The organism is Tritonibacter aquimaris, from assembly GCF_009617595.1.
GTDB lineage: Bacteria > Pseudomonadota > Alphaproteobacteria > Rhodobacterales > Rhodobacteraceae > Epibacterium > Epibacterium aquimaris.
The window spans coordinates 73,567-91,273 of the sequence record NZ_WIXK01000001.1 but is presented as its reverse complement, the minus strand read 5'-3'; the positions used below and the strand labels follow the sequence as shown (position 1 = coordinate 91,273).

14 protein-coding genes are annotated in these 17,707 nt (G+C 57.3%); 9 read left to right on the top strand and 5 right to left on the bottom strand.

The features are described 5' to 3' along the window. Positions 1-290: 290 nt before the first annotated feature. Together GG681_RS00365 and GG681_RS00360 are read right to left on the bottom strand one after the other, a co-directional pair. Positions 291-1,487, bottom strand: coding sequence for a DegT/DnrJ/EryC1/StrS family aminotransferase (locus tag GG681_RS00365; protein ID WP_153543957.1), 1,197 nt, complete (start codon positions 1,485-1,487; stop codon positions 291-293). A gap of 4 nt (positions 1,488-1,491) precedes the next feature. Then, on the bottom strand, positions 1,492-2,169 hold the full coding sequence (locus GG681_RS00360; protein ID WP_153543954.1) for an HAD-IIIA family hydrolase: 678 nt from the start codon (positions 2,167-2,169) through the stop codon (positions 1,492-1,494). A 130-nt stretch (positions 2,170-2,299) separates the two neighbouring features. On the opposite strand from GG681_RS00360, the gene glmU reads away from it, so the two are divergent. Genes glmU through GG681_RS00345 form a run of 3 tightly spaced genes read left to right on the top strand, consistent with a single transcriptional unit; the run spans position 2,300 to position 6,249 of the window. Beyond that, positions 2,300-3,640 carry a bifunctional UDP-N-acetylglucosamine diphosphorylase/glucosamine-1-phosphate N-acetyltransferase GlmU gene (gene glmU, locus GG681_RS00355; RefSeq protein ID WP_153543952.1) on the top strand — a complete coding sequence of 447 codons (1,341 nt, stop codon included), beginning with the start codon at positions 2,300-2,302 and terminating at the stop codon, positions 3,638-3,640. 54 nt (positions 3,641-3,694) lie between these two features. Beyond that, positions 3,695-5,503, top strand: coding sequence for a glutamine--fructose-6-phosphate transaminase (isomerizing) (glmS, locus tag GG681_RS00350; RefSeq protein WP_153543950.1), 1,809 nt, complete (start codon positions 3,695-3,697; stop codon positions 5,501-5,503). Positions 5,504-5,547: 44 nt separating this feature from the next. Continuing rightward, positions 5,548-6,249 carry a DNA alkylation repair protein gene (locus GG681_RS00345; RefSeq protein ID WP_153543948.1) on the top strand — a complete coding sequence of 234 codons (702 nt, stop codon included), beginning with the start codon at positions 5,548-5,550 and terminating at the stop codon, positions 6,247-6,249. A 3-nt stretch (positions 6,250-6,252) separates the two neighbouring features. Here the strand turns inward: GG681_RS00345 and GG681_RS00340 are convergent, their stop codons facing one another. Continuing rightward, complete coding sequence (locus GG681_RS00340; RefSeq protein WP_235899684.1) at positions 6,253-6,579, bottom strand: hypothetical protein; 327 nt, start codon at positions 6,577-6,579, stop codon at positions 6,253-6,255. A 251-nt stretch (positions 6,580-6,830) separates the two neighbouring features. Here GG681_RS00340 and moaA point away from each other — a divergent pair, with 251 nt between their 5' ends. From moaA to GG681_RS00325, 3 genes are read left to right on the top strand one after another with little or no spacing between them, the layout of a single operon-like run. Next, positions 6,831-7,838, top strand: coding sequence for a GTP 3',8-cyclase MoaA (gene moaA, locus GG681_RS00335; protein ID WP_153543944.1), 1,008 nt, complete (start codon positions 6,831-6,833; stop codon positions 7,836-7,838). A gap of 3 nt (positions 7,839-7,841) precedes the next feature. Continuing rightward, complete coding sequence (locus GG681_RS00330; protein WP_153543942.1) at positions 7,842-9,149, top strand: 3-deoxy-D-manno-octulosonic acid transferase; 1,308 nt, start codon at positions 7,842-7,844, stop codon at positions 9,147-9,149. Continuing rightward, the gene (locus tag GG681_RS00325) at positions 9,150-10,208 is read left to right on the top strand and encodes a glycosyltransferase family 4 protein (RefSeq protein WP_153543940.1); all 1,059 of its coding nucleotides are present in this window, start codon (positions 9,150-9,152) and stop codon (positions 10,206-10,208) included. A 96-nt stretch (positions 10,209-10,304) separates the two neighbouring features. Here the strand turns inward: GG681_RS00325 and GG681_RS00320 are convergent, their stop codons facing one another. Both GG681_RS00320 and GG681_RS00315 read right to left on the bottom strand, forming a co-directional pair. Beyond that, positions 10,305-11,468 (bottom strand): M20 aminoacylase family protein, encoded by a 1,164-nt coding sequence (locus GG681_RS00320; RefSeq protein ID WP_153543938.1) that lies wholly within the window; start codon positions 11,466-11,468, stop codon positions 10,305-10,307. Between the two features lie 202 nt (positions 11,469-11,670). Next, the gene (locus GG681_RS00315; protein ID WP_328593211.1) at positions 11,671-13,491 is read right to left on the bottom strand and encodes an ABC transporter ATP-binding protein; all 1,821 of its coding nucleotides are present in this window, start codon (positions 13,489-13,491) and stop codon (positions 11,671-11,673) included. Between the two features lie 385 nt (positions 13,492-13,876). Between GG681_RS00315 and GG681_RS00310 the strand changes: the two genes are divergently transcribed. The 3 genes from GG681_RS00310 (at position 13,877) to GG681_RS00300 (ending at position 17,663) form a co-directional block, all read left to right on the top strand. After that, positions 13,877-15,574 (top strand): peptide ABC transporter substrate-binding protein, encoded by a 1,698-nt coding sequence (locus tag GG681_RS00310; RefSeq protein ID WP_153543936.1) that lies wholly within the window; start codon positions 13,877-13,879, stop codon positions 15,572-15,574. 132 nt (positions 15,575-15,706) lie between these two features. Continuing rightward, complete coding sequence (locus tag GG681_RS00305) at positions 15,707-16,714, top strand: ABC transporter permease (protein WP_153543934.1); 1,008 nt, start codon at positions 15,707-15,709, stop codon at positions 16,712-16,714. Further along, positions 16,707-17,663, top strand: coding sequence for an ABC transporter permease (locus tag GG681_RS00300; RefSeq protein WP_153543932.1), 957 nt, complete (start codon positions 16,707-16,709; stop codon positions 17,661-17,663). The genes GG681_RS00305 and GG681_RS00300 overlap by 8 nt, the downstream gene beginning before the upstream one ends. Positions 17,664-17,707: the final 44 nt, after the last annotated feature.

Here is a 17,707-nt window from a genome sequence, read left to right as displayed (position 1 = left end):
GTGCAGCACCACCATTAATGAACGTTTGTTCATTTATCTCGACAAACACCACATCAGGTCAAGCTGAGAGAAAAAGGACGTGGGGTCACATGCCGCGCGCCAAACAACGGGCAAAGCCCTCCCGCGCGTCGGGATCGCATTAAAATGCGAGCTCTCCCCTTGGGCCCAGCAGGCCGCGCCGCAGGCGCGGCCTGCGCCACCGCGATGCGCATGGCGCAGCGCAAAACCTGCGCCGGACACATGTCCGGCACTGTTTTATTTCAAGATGTTAAGCTACAAATCTGTGGCTGCTAGCCCTGCGCCTGAAACAGGGCTGCAACCTCAGCTCGGATAATGCGCGCGATCTGCTCACAGTCGGCCAGACTAAAGGTCAGCGGCACCCGCATATCAAGGATAGCCCGCAGCACCCGGTCACTTTGTACAAGTTCCGGTACCTCGGCATAGCGCCAGCTGTCATAGCGCGAGGTGAAGGCTGTGGGTTCAGGCACACCAAACCATTTGAGCTCTACCCCGCGGGCGGCGCACCGCGTCAAAAGCTCTTCAATGGTCTCTTCACTCCAATCAAGCAGCAGAAACTGGATGGACGAGCCCACATAGGTTTCCGCCTGTGGGCGTTCAACCACAGTGAGACCCGGCGTATGTCGCAACCCATCTTCAACCACCTGGTAGCGTTCGTTCCAACGCGCAACCTGCACGTCAAGCGCGCGCAGCTGTGGGCGCAAAATAGCAGCGCGCAGATTGTCCATCCGCCCCGAGATATTCGGCGTGTCGTATTTCACCCGCTCAAACACCTCTGGCGCGGGGGCCGCAAGATGACGCTCATAAAGCATATACGAGCCTGACAGCATCACCATCCGGGCGGCAAGTTCCTCATCATCGGTGATGATCAACCCGCCCTCGCCGGAATTCACATGTTTATAGGTTTGACAGCTGTAGCACCCAATCGCCCCGTGGCGACCAGACAAGATCCCATTCCAGCGCGCACCCATCGTATGGGCGCAGTCCTCAATCACCACCACACCTGCGGCATCACACAGCTGCATCAGGCGATCCATGTCGCACAGATGCCCGCGCATATGCGACAGCATCAGCACCCGTGCATCCGAAAGTTTGCGGGTAAGATCTTCCAGATCGATGGTCAGCGCTTCATCAACCTCAACATAAAGCGGCTCTGCTCCAATTGAGGCAATTGCCCCCGGAACCGGAGCCAGGGTGAATGCATTCGTAAGCACCTTATCCCTAGGCTTCACCCCTACCGCGCGCAACGCCGTTGCCAGCGCGTAGCCCCCTGAGGCGACGGCAAGCGCGTATTTTGCCCCCATCTGGGCGGCAAATTCTTGCTCCAGCAGTGCGGCTTCGCCCAATTCTCCCTCAGACACATTGTAGCGGTGCAATCGTCCGCTGCGCATCACAGCAACGGCTGCATCAATCGCCTCGTCCGGGATGGGCTCTTGCTGGGTGAAATTGCCGGTAAACCGCTCGTTCATCTGTTTAAGCTCCCAAATGTGCCGCCATGACCTGATCCACACGATCCGGCAGCTCAGCAAAATGCGAAATCAACCCTTCCGGCTCAAGCGCGGCCATATCCGCGCCTGACGGGCCAAACTCCACCAAAATAGACGGGAGCCCCGCATTGGCAGAGGTATTGCGATCTGTGTCACTGTCACCGATTAATACCGCCTGCGCAGGATCACAACCCAAACGGCGCACCGCCTCACGCAAGGGTTCAGGATCTGGCTTGCGCACCGGGAGTGTATCTGCCCCCACAAGTGACGCAAACACATCACGCACCCCCAGATCCTGCAACAGCTGCTCGGCCAGGGCTTCGGGTTTATTGGTGCAGATGCCAATTCCGTAGCCTCGGGTTTTCAGCGTTTCAATCGCCTCGAGCGCGCCGGGATACAATTGGGTGTGGCTGGCAATATCCTGGCGGTAAGCCTCCAGCAGGATCGGGTAAAACTCATCCACCAGCGTATCAGAAAACGCGCCAACCCGTTCCAACCCCACGGTCAGCATGCGCCGACCGCCGCGCAGCGCAACCCCCGCATCTGTGGCGGCCAGGAGCACATCGCCATGCCCCATCTGACGGAAACAATGGTTTGCCGCGGCGAGCAAATCGCCGGACGTGTCGGCCAAAGTCCCATCGAGATCGAAGATAACTGACTTCATTTGTGCCCCTTTCGGCATGATTTCGCCACCACATATTGCAAGGCGCAATCTTGTTTGATGGCACAGAGACTTGCACCCGGCCTCTCAGCGGATAAAACGGACATGACCAAAATACAAAGAGAAATCGCGCATGAGCACTGCCCTTATCATCCTTGCCGCTGGCAAAGGCACTCGGATGAACTCAGACTTGCCAAAAGTGCTGCATCCCATTGCGCAGGCCCCCATGCTGGAACATGCAATGGCCGCGGGTCAGGCGCTTGCGCCCGAACGCACCATTGTGGTGGCCGGACATGGTGCTGATCTGGTGCGCGCAGCTGTTTGCGACATTGATGAGGCCGCGCAGGTTGTGCTGCAGGAAGAGCAGCTTGGCACGGGACATGCGGTGCTGCAGGCCAAAGAGGCGCTTGCAGGTTTTGAAGGCGATGCGGTTGTGCTTTATGGCGACACCCCATTTGTTTCATCTGAGACCATCGAACGGATGGTTTCAGCCCGCGGACGCGCTGATCTGGTGATCCTTGGTTTTGAAGCCGCAGATCCCGCCCGCTATGGCCGCCTGGTGATGCAGGGCGACAGCCTTGAAAAGATTGTCGAATACAAAGACGCCACAGATGCTGAGCGCGCCATTACCTTCTGCAACTCAGGACTGATGGCCTGTGACGCTGCGCAGATGTTTGCCTTGCTTGATAAGGTTGGCAACAACAATGCTTCTGGGGAGTTTTACCTGACCGACCTGGTTGAAATCGCCCGTGGTGAAGGTCTGGCTGTGACGGCGGTCTCCTGCGATGAGGCCGAAACACTGGGCATCAATTCGCGCGCAGATCTGGCACAGGCGGATGCGGTGTTTCAGGCCAAAGCACGGGCTGAACTGCTCGACACTGGTATCACGCTGATGGCACCTGAAACGGTCTACCTGTCGCTTGATACTGTCATCGGGCGCGACACTGTAGTTGAACCCAATGTTGTGTTTGGTCCCGGTGTTACGGTTGAAAGCGGTGCCTTGATCCGGGCGTTTTCCCATCTGGAAGGCTGTCACGTAAGCCGCGGCGCCAAGGTTGGCCCCTATGCCCGTCTGCGTCCCGGCGCGGAACTGGCAGAAAACACCCATATCGGCAACTTTGTTGAAATCAAAAACGCGGAAATCGCCGAAGGGGCAAAGGTCAATCACCTCAGCTACATCGGGGATGCCACGGTGGGCAAGAAAACCAATATCGGCGCGGGCACCATCACCTGCAACTATGATGGTTTCATGAAGCATCGCACCGAAATCGGCAGCGGGGCCTTTATCGGCTCCAACACCATGCTGGTCGCGCCGGTCTCAGTTGGTGATGAGGCCATGACCGCCACAGGCGCGGTGATCACCAAAGACGTTGCCGCAGGTGATCTGGCGCTTGCACGCACGCCGCAGGTCAATAAACCTGGCCGCGCACGCAAATTGATGGATTTGCTGCGGGCGAAAAAAGAACGTCAGTGAGAATAAAACTGACTACAATTATAATCGAGCAGACCCCGGTCAGAGGAGAACCCCATGTGTGGAATTGTTGGTGTATTAGGCAATCACGAGGCGGCCCCCATTCTGGTGGAGGGGCTGAAACGCCTTGAATACCGTGGCTACGACAGCGCAGGCATTGCAACGATCAATAACGGCAAACTGGGGCGTCGCCGCGCTACCGGGAAACTGGTGAATCTGTCTGACACGCTGGTGCATGAACCACTTGCCGGGAAATCGGGCATCGGTCACACCCGCTGGGCCACCCACGGTGCCCCAACCCTCGACAATGCACACCCCCATCGTGCAGGCAATGTGGCTGTTGTTCACAACGGCATTATTGAAAACTACAAAGAGCTGCGCGAAGAGCTGCAATCCAAGGGGCTCGACTTTCAGACCGAGACCGACACCGAAACCGTAGCTCTTTTGGCTGAAAGCTTCCTGCGCGAAGGGATTGCGCCCATTGAAGCCGCTGCCAAAACCGTGGCCCGGCTTGATGGTGCCTTTGCGCTGGCGTTCTTGTTTGAAGGCGAACAGGATCTGATGGTTGCCGCGCGCAAAGGATCACCGCTGGCAATTGGTTACGGCAATGGTGAGATGTTTGTCGGCTCTGACGCGATTGCGCTGGCACCTTTCACCGATCAAATCACCTATCTGGAAGAAGGTGATTTCGCCGTTCTCACCCGCAACTCGCTTGAAATCAAAGACAGCGATGGCCGTCTGGCCAATCGCGAAAAACGCCAGATCCAGCTTGATATGGCGCGGATCGAAAAAGGTGGCCACAAGCATTTCATGGCCAAAGAGATCGCCGAACAGCCCACCGCAATTGATCGGGCATTGGCCACCTATCTGGCGCAAGACAACACCATCACTCTGCCGGAAAACCTTGATTTCACCCAGATTGAACGGCTGACACTGGTGGCCTGCGGCACCGGTTTTTATTCCTGCCTGGTGGCGAAATACTGGTTTGAACAGATCGCCCGCATTCCGGTTGAAGTGGATGTCGCATCTGAGTTCCGCTACCGCGAACCGCCGATCAGCAATGACACGCTGGCAATTTTTGTCAGCCAGTCGGGTGAAACCGCGGATACGCTTGCCGCGCTGCGCTACACCGATGGCAAAGCCAAACAGATCGCAGGTCTGGTGAACGTGCCCGAAAGCTCGATTGCGCGCGAAAGCGATATCATCCTGCCCATTCAGGCCGGGCCTGAAATCAGCGTGGCCTCGACCAAAGCGTTTACCTGCCAGCTGACCGTGTTGTTGCTGATGGCCCTGCAAGCAGCGCAAACCCGTGGCCTGCCGCTGCCTGAAAACGCACTTGAAGATATCCGTGCCCTGCCCGGTCTGATCCATCAGGCTATTGGTGGTGAAACTGCAATTCAGGCCGTGGCCCGTGATCTTGCAGGTGCGCGCGATGTGATCTTCCTTGGGCGCGGTGCGCTATATCCGGTTGCACTGGAAGGCGCGCTCAAACTCAAAGAGCTGAGCTACATCCACGCCGAGGGCTATGCCAGCGGTGAGCTGAAACACGGCCCAATCGCGCTCATCGATGAAAACGTGCCGGTTGTGGTTCTGGCTCCGCGTGATGCGCTGTTTGAAAAAACCATCTCCAATATGCAGGAAGTAATGGCGCGCGGCGGCAAGATCATTTTGGTTACAGATGCCGAAGGTGCCAAACTCGCAAGCGACGGGGTGCATAAAACCGTGCTGATGCCTGCGCTGCCCGATATTCTGGCCCCGATACTTTATGCGGTGCCAGCACAGCAGATCGCCTATTACACCGCGATTGCCAAAGGCACCGACGTAGACCAACCGCGCAACCTGGCAAAATCGGTGACAGTAGAGTAAGTCCTCCATCTGGATGACTTCAACGATATGGGTATGTGCCGAAAATGATGCTGGAAGATGCGCTGTCTGCGCTTAAAACCCATATTGAGCCAGAGCGCATTGAAGCCATGGCCAGCTACCACAAACAAAGCCGTGTGGTGCTGGGCGTGGCCAATGGTCCGCTGAATGATCTGACCAAACTCTGGCGGCAGGATCTCACCCTTGCTGAACGCGTCGCGTTGGCGGACGCGCTGTGGCAAAGCGATATTTTTGAAGCGCGCATTGCTGCGGGCAAACTGCTGACGCAGTCGCGCATCAAAGACGATGATGCGGCCTGGGATCTGTTGCAAAGCTGGGTTGCTGATTTTGACAGCTGGGCCATTGCTGATCAGGCCTGCTCCGCCATTGGCAAGCGCCTGATTGCTACCCCCGACCGTCTGGACACCGTCGAAAGCTGGACAGGTTCTGATCACATCTGGACCCAGCGCGCGGCACTGGTGGCCACATTGCCCTGGGCCAAACTGCCCAACCCCAAACCCGCAGATGACGACGCCCGCACCCGCATTCTCAGCTGGGCGGCAGGTTATGTAACCGATCGCAATTGGTTTATCCAGAAAGCCATCGCCTGGTGGCTGCGTGATCTGTCCAAACATGACGCGGCGCGCGTGCAAGAGTTCCTCGCCACCTATGGCGCCCAGATGAAACCCTTCGCACAGAAAGAAGCCGCCAAATATCTGACAGCCTCAGACCAAACCCCAACAAGCTAGATCTCAACCAAGCGGTTGCACCGATAGTTCAACCAGCTCGGTCAGCGGCACCCCAAGCGCGCGCATTGCATCCAGCGACAGACGGCTGCCACCATCACCGGGGGTCGGTTTTAGCGTCAGATCCAGTGTTGCGCCGCTGGCTGTGCGCACACGCCCTGCACCGGCCTGGCTGACAAGCCCGGTTTCCAGCCAAAGCCCCGGCACACCGGGATCGCCAAGTGTCGCAACCGTTGTGCCAGACTGCCCAACAGCACCCTGAGTGGGCGCAGCAGGTGCGACCGGCGCATAGCTTTGATCAACCGATGCATTGGCCCCACCGGTGGCGTCCAAAGGGACGCCTGTATTTTGTGCAGGAGATTGCCCCGCAGGCTCGGACGGGCGCGTAAAAATCCCGCCTCCGGTTGTCCCGTTCAAAATATCTGAATTCCACGAGATCTGATTACAACCCGTGCAGCCCAGACCCGCAATAATAAGAAACCAAAATTGCCTCATAAGAAAACCTCAAGAACGAACGCTATTTTTCTGATCATAACCCTATCGTCGCCCTTGCCGGAAGCGTTAATGCGCTTTACCTAAATGGGATGACCGCGCCATTGATCGATCCATTTGCCCGCGCAATTACCTATTTGCGTGTTTCTGTCACAGACCGCTGCGATTTTCGCTGCGTCTATTGTATGGCCGAAAACATGACGTTTTTGCCCAAACGCGACCTGCTTTCATTAGAAGAGCTGGACCGTATGTGCACGACCTTCATTGGCATGGGGGTGGAAAAACTACGCATCACCGGAGGAGAGCCGCTGGTGCGCCGCGACATCACCAAGTTCTTTGCCAAAATGGGGCGGCATCTGGAAACTGGCGCGCTGAAGGAACTCACGCTCACGACCAATGGCTCGCAGCTGTCCAAACACGCCCAAAGCCTGTGGGATGCTGGCGTGCGCCGGGTGAATATCTCGCTCGACACGCTGGATGAGGAAAAGTTCAAAAAAGTCACCCGCTGGGGTCGTCTGAAACAGGTGCTTGAAGGCATCGATGAAGCGCAACGTGTTGGTCTCAAGATCAAGATCAACGCGGTCGCTCTCAAAGGGTTCAACGAAGAAGAGCTGCCCACCATCACCAAATGGTGCAACGAACGGGGTCTGGATCTCACCTGGATTGAGGTCATGCCAATGGGTGACATGGGCGATTATGACCGCATTGGGCAGTTTTGGTCCCTGAAAGAGGTGCGTCGCGCCTATGAAGATCACTACACGGTGACCGATCTGACCGAGCGCACAGGTGGCCCGGCGCGCTATGCACGCCTTGAGGAAACCGGCCAGAAAATTGGTTTTATCACGCCGCTGTCGCATAATTTCTGCGAAAGCTGCAACCGCGTGCGCCTGACCTGCACGGGCCAGCTTTATATGTGTCTCGGCCAAGAAGACATGGCCGACCTGCGCGCGCCATTGCGTGCAGATGAAAACGACACCACCCAGCTCGAAGAGGCTATTCGCGCCGCAATTACGCTGAAACCCAAAGGGCATGACTTTGACTATTCCCGCCAGAAAGTCGCGGGCCAGATGTCACGCCACATGAGCCACACGGGCGGCTGATAGATGAGTGCTGAGCGCACGTCCAACCCAACACCGCTGTTTCATCTTTACGGGGCGGCCGTTCGCCTGATTGCCCCGCTGGCGCTGCGCAAAGTGGTATCCAAGCTGCGCAGCTACGGCGTGGCTGAAAACCGCCTGAGCGAACGCAAAGGCGTCGCCTCCCTGCCCCGTCCCACCGGCCGTCTGATCTGGTTTCATGCGGCCTCGGTCGGAGAAAGCCTGTCAATCCTGACGCTGGTCAACCATCTGGGCGCACAGGATGACACGCTTGAGTTTCTGATCACATCCGGCACGCCCACATCGGCAGAGCTGATCGAACAACGCATGCCACCGCGCTGCCGCCACCAGTTTCCACCGCTTGACACCCCCGCCTTTGTGCAGCGTTTTCTGGATCACTGGCAGCCGGATCTGGCAGTGCTGGTCGAAAGCGAGCTTTGGCCCAATCTCATTGTACAAACCCGCGCAACCGGCTGCCCGCTGGTACTGTTGAACGCGCGGCTTTCGGCAAAATCCGTTGCAGGCTGGCAGAAACGTCCGCGCACAGCTGAGTTCCTGCTGTCGCAGTTTACCCTGTTTCTGACCCAGAACCAAACCACGGCCGACAACCTAAAAGCCATCGGCGCACCAGACGCACGCATCAAACCCGGCAGCAATCTCAAAGCGCTCGCCGCTCCGCCGCCGGTGAACCCTGAGCTGGTTGAACAGGTGCGCACGGCGCTGAATGGCAGACCGGCCTGGGTCGCATCTTCGACACATAAAGGCGAAGAAGAAATCATTCTCGCGGCCCATGATCAGCTGCTGTATTCCCATCCGGATCTTTGTCTCATTCTGGTGCCGCGCCACCCCGAACGTGGCGATGCGGTTGAGGCACTGATTGCCGAAGCAAACCAGAACTACAACCGTCGCTCCCGTGGGGCGCTGCCGCAGCCGGATGCAAAGATCTACCTTGCCGATACGCTGGGGGAAACCGGATCATGGTATGCGCTGTGCCCGCGTGTCTTTCTTGGTGGTTCGCTACAAAAGATCGGCGGCCACAACCCGTTTGAACCAGCCCATCATGGCTGTGCTGTCACCACCGGCCCCGGCTATTTCAACTTTGCCGAGACCTTTGATGAAATGATCGCAGACGGTGCCGCCAGCAAAATCAAAAACGCCGAAACCCTGGCGCGTCAAATCGATCTCTGGCTGCGCGATGAGGTTGCGCTGAAACAGGCGCAAACCGCGGCGCGTGCTTTCATTTCGCGCCAGTCTGACCTATTGGAACAGACAGCAGATCTGCTGCTGGAACAGCTCCAACACGAAGAGACCTAAATGGCCCCTGCAAATCTTCGCACCTGCGATGTGATCGCCCCCAGTTTCAAAAAACGCTACTCTGGGGTGACTTCGACAGTGATCCGGCTGGTGCCCATTCAGGCCCGCGACATTGCCATAACCGCCACATCACCGCTGTTGCCGCCTGAGGTGCCCAATGTGGCCCCTGTGAAACTGCTGACCATGTCACGCTCAGGCCCCTCTGGTGCGCGCGTGTGGCATGCCCGGCGCAATCTGGAAATGATTGCTGGGCTTGCGCTGAAACATATCCTGCGCAAACGCCTGCGCCTGCTGTTCACCTCTGCCGCCCAACGCCACCACACCGGCTTCACCCGCTGGCTGATCCGGCAAATGGATCATGTGATTGCCACCTCTGGCAAATCTGCCAGCTATCTGGAACGCGACGCCACCGTCATTCGCCACGGTGTGGATTGCGATCAGTTCAAACCCGTGCCTGACAAGGCTGCGCTACGCGCCGCGCTGGATCTGCCCACAGACGGGCTCTTGGTGGGCTGTTTCGGCCGCATTCGCCACCAAAAGGGCAATGATCTCTTTGTGCAGGCAATGATTGCAGTCTGCAAATCCCGCCCGGATGTGCGTGCCCTGATGATGGGGCGCGCCACCGCAGACAATGCAGAGTTTCTGCAAGGACTGAAAGATCAGGTTGCTGCCGCCGGGCTGCAGGATCAGATCCTGTTTCGCGATGAGGTGCCGGTGGAAGATCTGGCGCGTCATTTCCAGACGCTTGATCTTTATGTCGCGCCGCAACGCTGGGAGGGCTTTGGCCTCACCCCACTTGAAGCGATGGCCTGTGGTGCCCCGGCGGTGGCCACCAAAGTAGGCGCCTTTGAAGAGCTGGTTGTCCCCGGCAAAACCGGCACCCTATGCGAGATCGAAGATCTACAGAAAATCACCGCAGACATTGCGGCCTGCCTGTCCGATCCCGAAAAGCTTGCACAGATGTCAAAAGACAGCCGTCAGCACGTGCTCGACAATTTCCAGCTCGCAGGCGAAGCCGCTGCCATCATCGAAATCTATCGCGAACTGCTGCAAAAATAGCGCCCGCAGGGAGGCTTTGCTTCCCTGCCACGCCCAACTGTGTCTGCCACCGGCAGTAAACAGGCGGGAGCCCCCCGCCTGCAACGCTATCCTGTATCAGGATGCTGGCATACGCTGCTCAACGATTTCCGCCCACCAGCTACAGCCCGCCGGGATCGCGTCATCATTGAAGTTATATTCCGGGTGATGCACCGCAGCGGTGTCACCATTGCCCACCAGAATATAGGCACCGGGACGCTCTTCCAGCATGAAGGCAAAGTCCTCGCCGCCCATGATCAGTGGCGCGTCATCACAGCTGCCTGAAACCGATGCAGCCACTTCGGCGGCGAATTCGGTCTGCGCGTCAGTGTTCACCATCACCGGGTAGCCACGGTTGTATTTCACTTCAACGCTGCCGCCAAAAGTCGCTGCAACCCCGTTGCAGATCGCGCTCACCCGTTCTTCCGCCAGATCACGCACCGCTTTATCCATGGTGCGCACGGTGCCGCGCAGATGCACCCTCTGCGGGATCACGTTAAACGCTTTGGACGAGGTCTCAAACGAGGTCACCGACACCACAAGCTGCTCCACCGGATCAACATTGCGCGAGGCAATGGTCTGCAATGACAGCACCGCCTGTGAGGCCATTACGGTGGTATCGATTACCTCCTGCGGTTTTGCCGCGTGACCACCGCGGCCATCAAAGATGATCTCAAACGTGTCGGTCGCTGCAAAAAACGCGCCGGGACGAATAGAAAAAGAACCCACAGGACGCCCCGGCCAATTGTGCATGCCGTAGACTTCCTGAATGTTCCAACGCTCCATCATACCGTCGTCGCACATTTCCTTGCCACCGCCGCCGCCTTCTTCGGCGGGCTGGAAGATCACCACGGCGGTGCCATCAAAATTGCGGGTCTCAGACAGGTATTTCGCCGCCCCCAACAGCATCGCAGTGTGACCATCGTGGCCACAGGCGTGCATCGCCCCTGGTGTTTTGGAGGCATACTCCAGCCCGGTGGCTTCAAGGATCGGCAGCGCATCCATATCTGCGCGCAGGCCAATGACCTTGCCGGAGCTGTCAGATTTGCCCTTGATCACCCCAACAACACCGGTGCGGCCAATGCCGGTGACCACTTCATCACAACCAAATTCCTTAAGTTTTTCAGCCACCAAAGCGCTGGTGCGATGGGTGTCAAACAGGATTTCCGGGTGTTCATGAATGTCGCGTCGCCAGGCCGTGATTTCCTCCTGCAGCTCGGCAAATCGGTTTTTAACGGGCATCTGTATCTTCCTTACTTTTGGGTGCAGCCCGTCACGGGGCGCAAGTGTTTTAATCAAAATAGGGTGCTGGCCACACCGGGCCGCTCCTTGGCGACAGGGCTCTCTCTATGAGCTATGATATGTCGCCCCGTTCACAAGCCTCTCTAAGGTGGAGACCGCAAAAAATCCTGTCAAAGCAGGGAACCCTCCCCCTGCTTTACTGTCAGTAGCCGCAATCGGTGGACAAAACAAAATGCCCCGGTTCAATTTCCAAATACTGCGAGGGCTCCGGCTCATGCCCAATCAGATGGATGGGGGATGGGATCGGCTTGAAGTTCAGCTCACGCTCAGATTTGCGCTGGGTTGGATCCGCAATCGGCACCGCCCGCATCAGAGCCTGGGTATAGGCATGCAGCGGATTGGCAAACACGCGCTCACGCGGGCCGATTTCGACCAGGCGCCCCAGATACATCACGCCGACCTGATGGCTGACCCGTTCCACCACCGCCATATCATGGCTGATGAACAAAAATGACAGCCCCAGATCCGCCTGCAGCTCCATCATCAGATTAAGCACCTGCGCCTGCACCGACACATCCAGCGCCGATACCGCTTCATCGGCAACGATAAGCTTGGGATTGAGCGCAAGCGCCCGGGCAATCGCAATGCGCTGGCGTTGCCCGCCTGACATTTCATGCGGATAGCGGCGCATGAAACTGCGCGGCAGATGCACCCGATCAAACAGATTGGCCACCCGGTCCTGCAATTCGCTCCCCGATGCTAACCCATAGTTGCGCAAAGGTTCTGCCACCTGATCCAAGAGCTGCATCTGCGGGTTGAGCGAGGCAAACGGATCCTGAAAGATCATCTGCATATCCTGGCGCGCCTTATGCAGCTCCCGCTGCGAAAGATCCATGATATTGCGCCCCTCAAACGAGACCTTCCCCGCCAGAGGCTCGACCAGACGCAAGAGCGACCGCCCCACGGTGGATTTGCCGCAGCCAGATTCCCCAACAAGCGAAAGTGTCTGTCCTTTCATCACCTTAAAGGACACATCCTCCACCGCATGCACATTGCTGACGGTGCGTCTCAGCAGCCCGCCTTTGACCGGAAAGCGGGTGACGAGATTTTCAACTTCGAGAAGAACTTCATCGCTGCCCTTGATCGGCGCAACTTCAACATCTTCTTCGCCCATCAGGCGCATGGGTTCGGGATAATGGGTGCCTGCCATCTCCCCGAGTTTGGGCACCGCCGCCAAAAGCGACTTGGTGTAACTGTGCTGGGGCGCGGTAAAGATCTGCTCCACCGGGCCTTCTTCGACCTTATTGCCCCGATACATCACCACCACGCGATCTGCCATCTGCGCCACAACCGCCATGTCATGGGTGATAAACAGAACTGCGGTGCCGGTTTCACGCTTCAGCCGGTCCATCAGCGCCAGAATTTCCGCCTGAATGGTCACATCCAGCGCGGTGGTGGGTTCATCGGCGATCAACAGGCGCGGCTCACAGGCCATCGCCATCGCAATCACCACCCGCTGACGCATGCCACCCGACAATTCATGTGGATATTGCTTAAGTCTGCGCTCAGCCTCGGGAATACGCACCTGTTTGAGCAGCTCCAGCGCCCGTGCCTCGGCTTGTTTCTTGCTCATACCTTTGTGAACGCGCAACCCTTCGCTGAGCTGACGCCCCACGGTAAACACCGGATTGAGCGCGGTCATCGGCTCCTGAAAGATCATGCCGATCTCATTGCCGCGAATCTGTTTCATCATCGCCTGCTCGGCTTTGGCGAGATCCGCAACGCCTTCATTCTTGCGATTAAAGAGCAGTTCACCCGCTGCGATTGTGCCGCCACCAAATTCAACAAGGCGCATCAGAGACAGCGATGAAACCGACTTGCCGGAACCGGATTCTCCAACGACACAAACGGTTTCACCGGGGTTTACGTCAAAGGAGACATCCTGCACCCCAACAACTGGGCCGTCTTTGGTTTGGAACTCTACACGCAGCCCATTGATCTGGGCAATCGGTTGATCCAGCACAGCTTTTCTCCCTATAGTTGCGCAATCAACATCTTTTGAGGCCGTGTGATTGAGCTTATTTTTCCCCGACTATGGCACGCGATTTGGCAAAATCAAACTAAATGGTCTACTTTTTGATCCGATTTGAACCAAATGGTCAATTTTAGCCCAGCCAAGGGTTGCATTTTTGCTGAACTCTGCTTCGATACCGCTGCGGTGCGTTGTGCCAGCGTTAAAATTCGCAGGGGTTCCACTGCTCCTTCTCATCTGATGTGAAGGCAGAGGATCCAGGGGCGGACAAGGGGGAGACTTACCCGTCCCACGAGAATACAGCACATAAGCCGTCATCAGGTGAGGAACAACCTTGCCGCGAAACAGGACTGAATTGTCCGACAAGGAGAGTGTTATGAAATTGAAGTCCCTTCTGCTCGGCGCGATTGCGACAACCGCACTGTCGCCCGCCGCCTTTGCCGAACGAGGCAGCGACGGTCAGGTCAACCTGATCCTGTGGCAGGCGCCCTCGATCCTCAATCCATATTTGTCTGGTGGCACCAAAGACAGCCTCGCCGCATCGCTGGTGATTGAACCCCTCGCGCGGTACGATCCAAACGGCAAAATGGTGCCTTATCTCGCAAGCGAAATCCCAACGCTTGAAAACGGCGGCATCAGCGAAGACCTCACGCAGATCACCTGGAAACTGAGACCGGGCGTCAAATGGTCTGACGGCACGGATGTAACCGCACAGGACGTCAAATTCACCGCTGATTACTGCATGGACCCAGAAGGCGGCTGCGCCCAGCTGCGCTTCTTTGAAGGTATTACCGAAGTCGCGGCGCTGGATGCGCTGACTGTTCGTATCACCTATGAAAAACCAACCCCTTTCCCCTATGGCGCTTTTGTGGGTGTTGAATCCCCCATCCTGCAAAAAGCACAGTTCGCAAACTGCACCGGTGCACGCGCGCCTGAATGTACCGCAGAAAACTTTGGCCCGATCGGCACCGGCCCATTTGTGGTTGATGAGTTCAAGCCAAATGATGTTGTAACTTTCTCAGCCAACAACAACTACCGCGATGCCGCCAAACCTGCTTTTGCCAAGGTTCTGCTGAAAGGCGGCGGTGACGCAACCGCGGCAGGTCGTGCAGTGATGGAAACCGGCGAGTTTGACTACGCCTGGAACCTGCAGCTGGCCCCCGATGTGATCGCGCAGATGGAAGCAGGCGGCAAAGGCAAGCCGGTTGCTGGCTTTGGCCCGCTGGTTGAACGCATTATGATCAACCAGACCGACCCCAGCCCCGAACTTGGCCCGGATGAGCGTTCGGTCAAACGCGGCCACCCCTTCCTGAATGATCCGGCGGTTTATAACGCAATGTCGCTGGCGATCGACCGTCCGCTGCTGGTGGAAATCGGCTATGGTCAGGCGGGTAAAGTCACCTGTAACTGGGTGCCCGCACCTGCAGCCTATAACTCTGAAACATTTGACTGCGCGACCCAGGATCTTGCAGCCGCCAACAAGCTTTTGGATGATGCGGGCTATCTCGACACCAATGGCGACGGCATCCGCGAAGCCAACGGCAAGCCGATGAAGATCCTCTATCAGACCTCCACCAACGCGGTGCGTCAGGATTTCCAGGCATTGATCAAACAGTGGTGGAGCGAAATCGGCATCGACACCGAGCTGCGCAATGTCAACGCCTCGGTCTTCTTTGGTGGCGATCCCGGCTCTCCGGATACCTTCCAGAAGTTCTATGCCGATGTGCAGATGTATGCGAACACCTTCTCTGGCACCGACCCGCAAACCTATCAAGGCAACGGTCTGTGTGACAAGGCACCGCGTCCAGCCACCCAGTGGCAGGGTGACAATATCTCCCGCTTCTGCAACGAAGAATATGATGCGCTTTATGCCAAGCTTGCCACAACCGCTGGTCTCGAAGCGCGTTCTGAAATTGCCAAGAAACTCAACGATATCATGGTTGAAAACGGCGGTATGATCCCGCTGGTGCACCGTGGTCGTCTGTCGGCACACTCCAACACTATGGGTGGTGTGGACCTGAACGTCTGGGACAGTGAATTCTGGAACGCGGCAGACTGGTACCGCATCAAATAAAGATGGGCTATCCCGTGGTGATCCCGGCCTTTTGGTCGGGATCACCCATATCCATCTCCCCCCAAAGGGTGCACATTGGCGCTGATGTAGGCGTCATTTCAAAAGACAAACCGCAATAAAGGCGTCCACCTGATGCTGACCTTTACAATCAGGCGGCTGATCCTGGCAGTGCCAACGCTACTGTTCATCAGCCTGGTGATCTTCTTGCTTTTGGAGCTCGCCCCCGGCGACCCGATGGCGCAGGTCCCGCTCACCGTTCCCCCCGAAGTTAAAGAAAAGATGCGTCTGGCCCTGGGCCTGGGCGAACCCATTCATATCCGGTTCTGGAAATGGCTGGTGCAATTCTTCTGGATCGAGCCCCAGGTGTTGGTGGATGCGATTTTTGGCACCAGCTTTTCCGAAGGCGATCTCCGGGTGATTTCCTGGCAGACCCGTTCACCGGTCATGGATATTGTGGTGCAGCGCATTCCCCAGACGCTCTGGGTTGTTGGCACAGCCTATGTGGTGGCGATCCTGATTGCCATTCCTATTGGCATCTATTCCGCCTACCGGCAGTACAGCTGGTTTGATCAGATGGGTACCTTTGTGTCGATGGTTGGCTTTTCGGTGCCACCGTTCTTTTCCGGCGTGCTGGTGATTGTGATCTTCTCGGTGCAGCTGGGGTGGTTCCCGTCGATCTATGACACCACCCACAAGGTGACGGATTGGGAGAGCTTCACTTATCAGCTCAAGCAGATGATCATGCCGGTGATGGTGCTGGCGCTGCAGATCACCGCGCAGCTCAGCCGGTTTATGCGCGCCTCCATGCTCGACAATCTCAATCAGGACTATGTGCGCACCGCCCGCGCAAAAGGGCTCAGCGAATACATCGTTGTTATGGTGCATGTGCTGCGCAATTCGATGATCCCGGTGGTCACGGTGATTGCCCTTGGCATTCCCTCGATCTTTGGCGGTGCAATCATCACTGAACAGGTCTTCAAGGTTAATGGCATTGGCCAGCTGCTGATTGGCGCAATTGAAGCCAATGACCTGCCGATGGTGCAGACCCTCACCTTTATCTTTGCCGTGCTTATCGTGCTGTTTAACCTGATTGCCGATGTGCTTTATGGCATTCTCGATCCGAGGATCCGCTATGACTGATCTGACCACCACCGCCGCCCAACCCCGCAGCCAGTGGCTGGATGTCTGGGACCAGTTCAAATCTCACCGTGGTGCGTTGATGGGCGGGCTCTTGTTCCTCTTCATCGTGCTCACGGTGGTGGTTGGGCCCTGGATCTATTGGAATGATGCCAAATTTGTGCCCACCGGGCGCGATTTCCTCAAACTGCGCGATATGCGCCCGATCTACAGTTTGATCTGGGACAGCGGCGCCAAGGTGAGCTGGGCCTACCCTTTCGGCACCGACAACCTTGGGCGTGACACGCTGGCACGGCTGATGCTGGGGGGGCGTGTGTCTATTGCGGTGGGGCTTGCCGCCATGGTTCTGGCCCTGTTCCTCGGCACGCTTGTGGGTGTCACCGCAGGCTATTTCAAACGCCTCGACGGGGTGCTCATGCGCCTCACCGATCTGTTTCTGGCACTGCCGCTACTGCCGATGATCCTGGTTGCGGCGGTTTTGTTTCGTGAATCCCTGTCGCAGGCCATTGGCCCGGAAGGTGGGGTATTTGTGCTGATCGTCTGCCTCATCGGCATCACCAGCTGGATGCCCACCGCGCGGATTGTGCGCGGTGATGTACTGGCGATCAAAGAGCGTGAATTTGTGCTTGCCGCCCGTTCGGTTGGCACCACCAGTTCTAAAATGGTGATGCGTCATATCCTGCCCAATGTGCTGTCACCGATCATGGTCTCGGCCACGCTTGGCATTGCCACGGCGATCATCACCGAAAGCGCGCTGTCATTCCTTGGCTTTGGCTTCCCACCGGATTTTCCCACCTGGGGACGGCTGTTGAATGACTCGGTTGATCGGATGACGCTGTATCCCGAACGGGTGGTGTTTCCGGGGCTGCTGATCTCGCTCACCGTGCTCAGCGTGAACTATCTGGGTGATGGGCTGCGCGACGCGTTGGATCCGCGCATCCGGGGCCGCTGAAACATCAAAGCCGCGCTTCGCAGCGCGGCTTTTTCATATCTGAC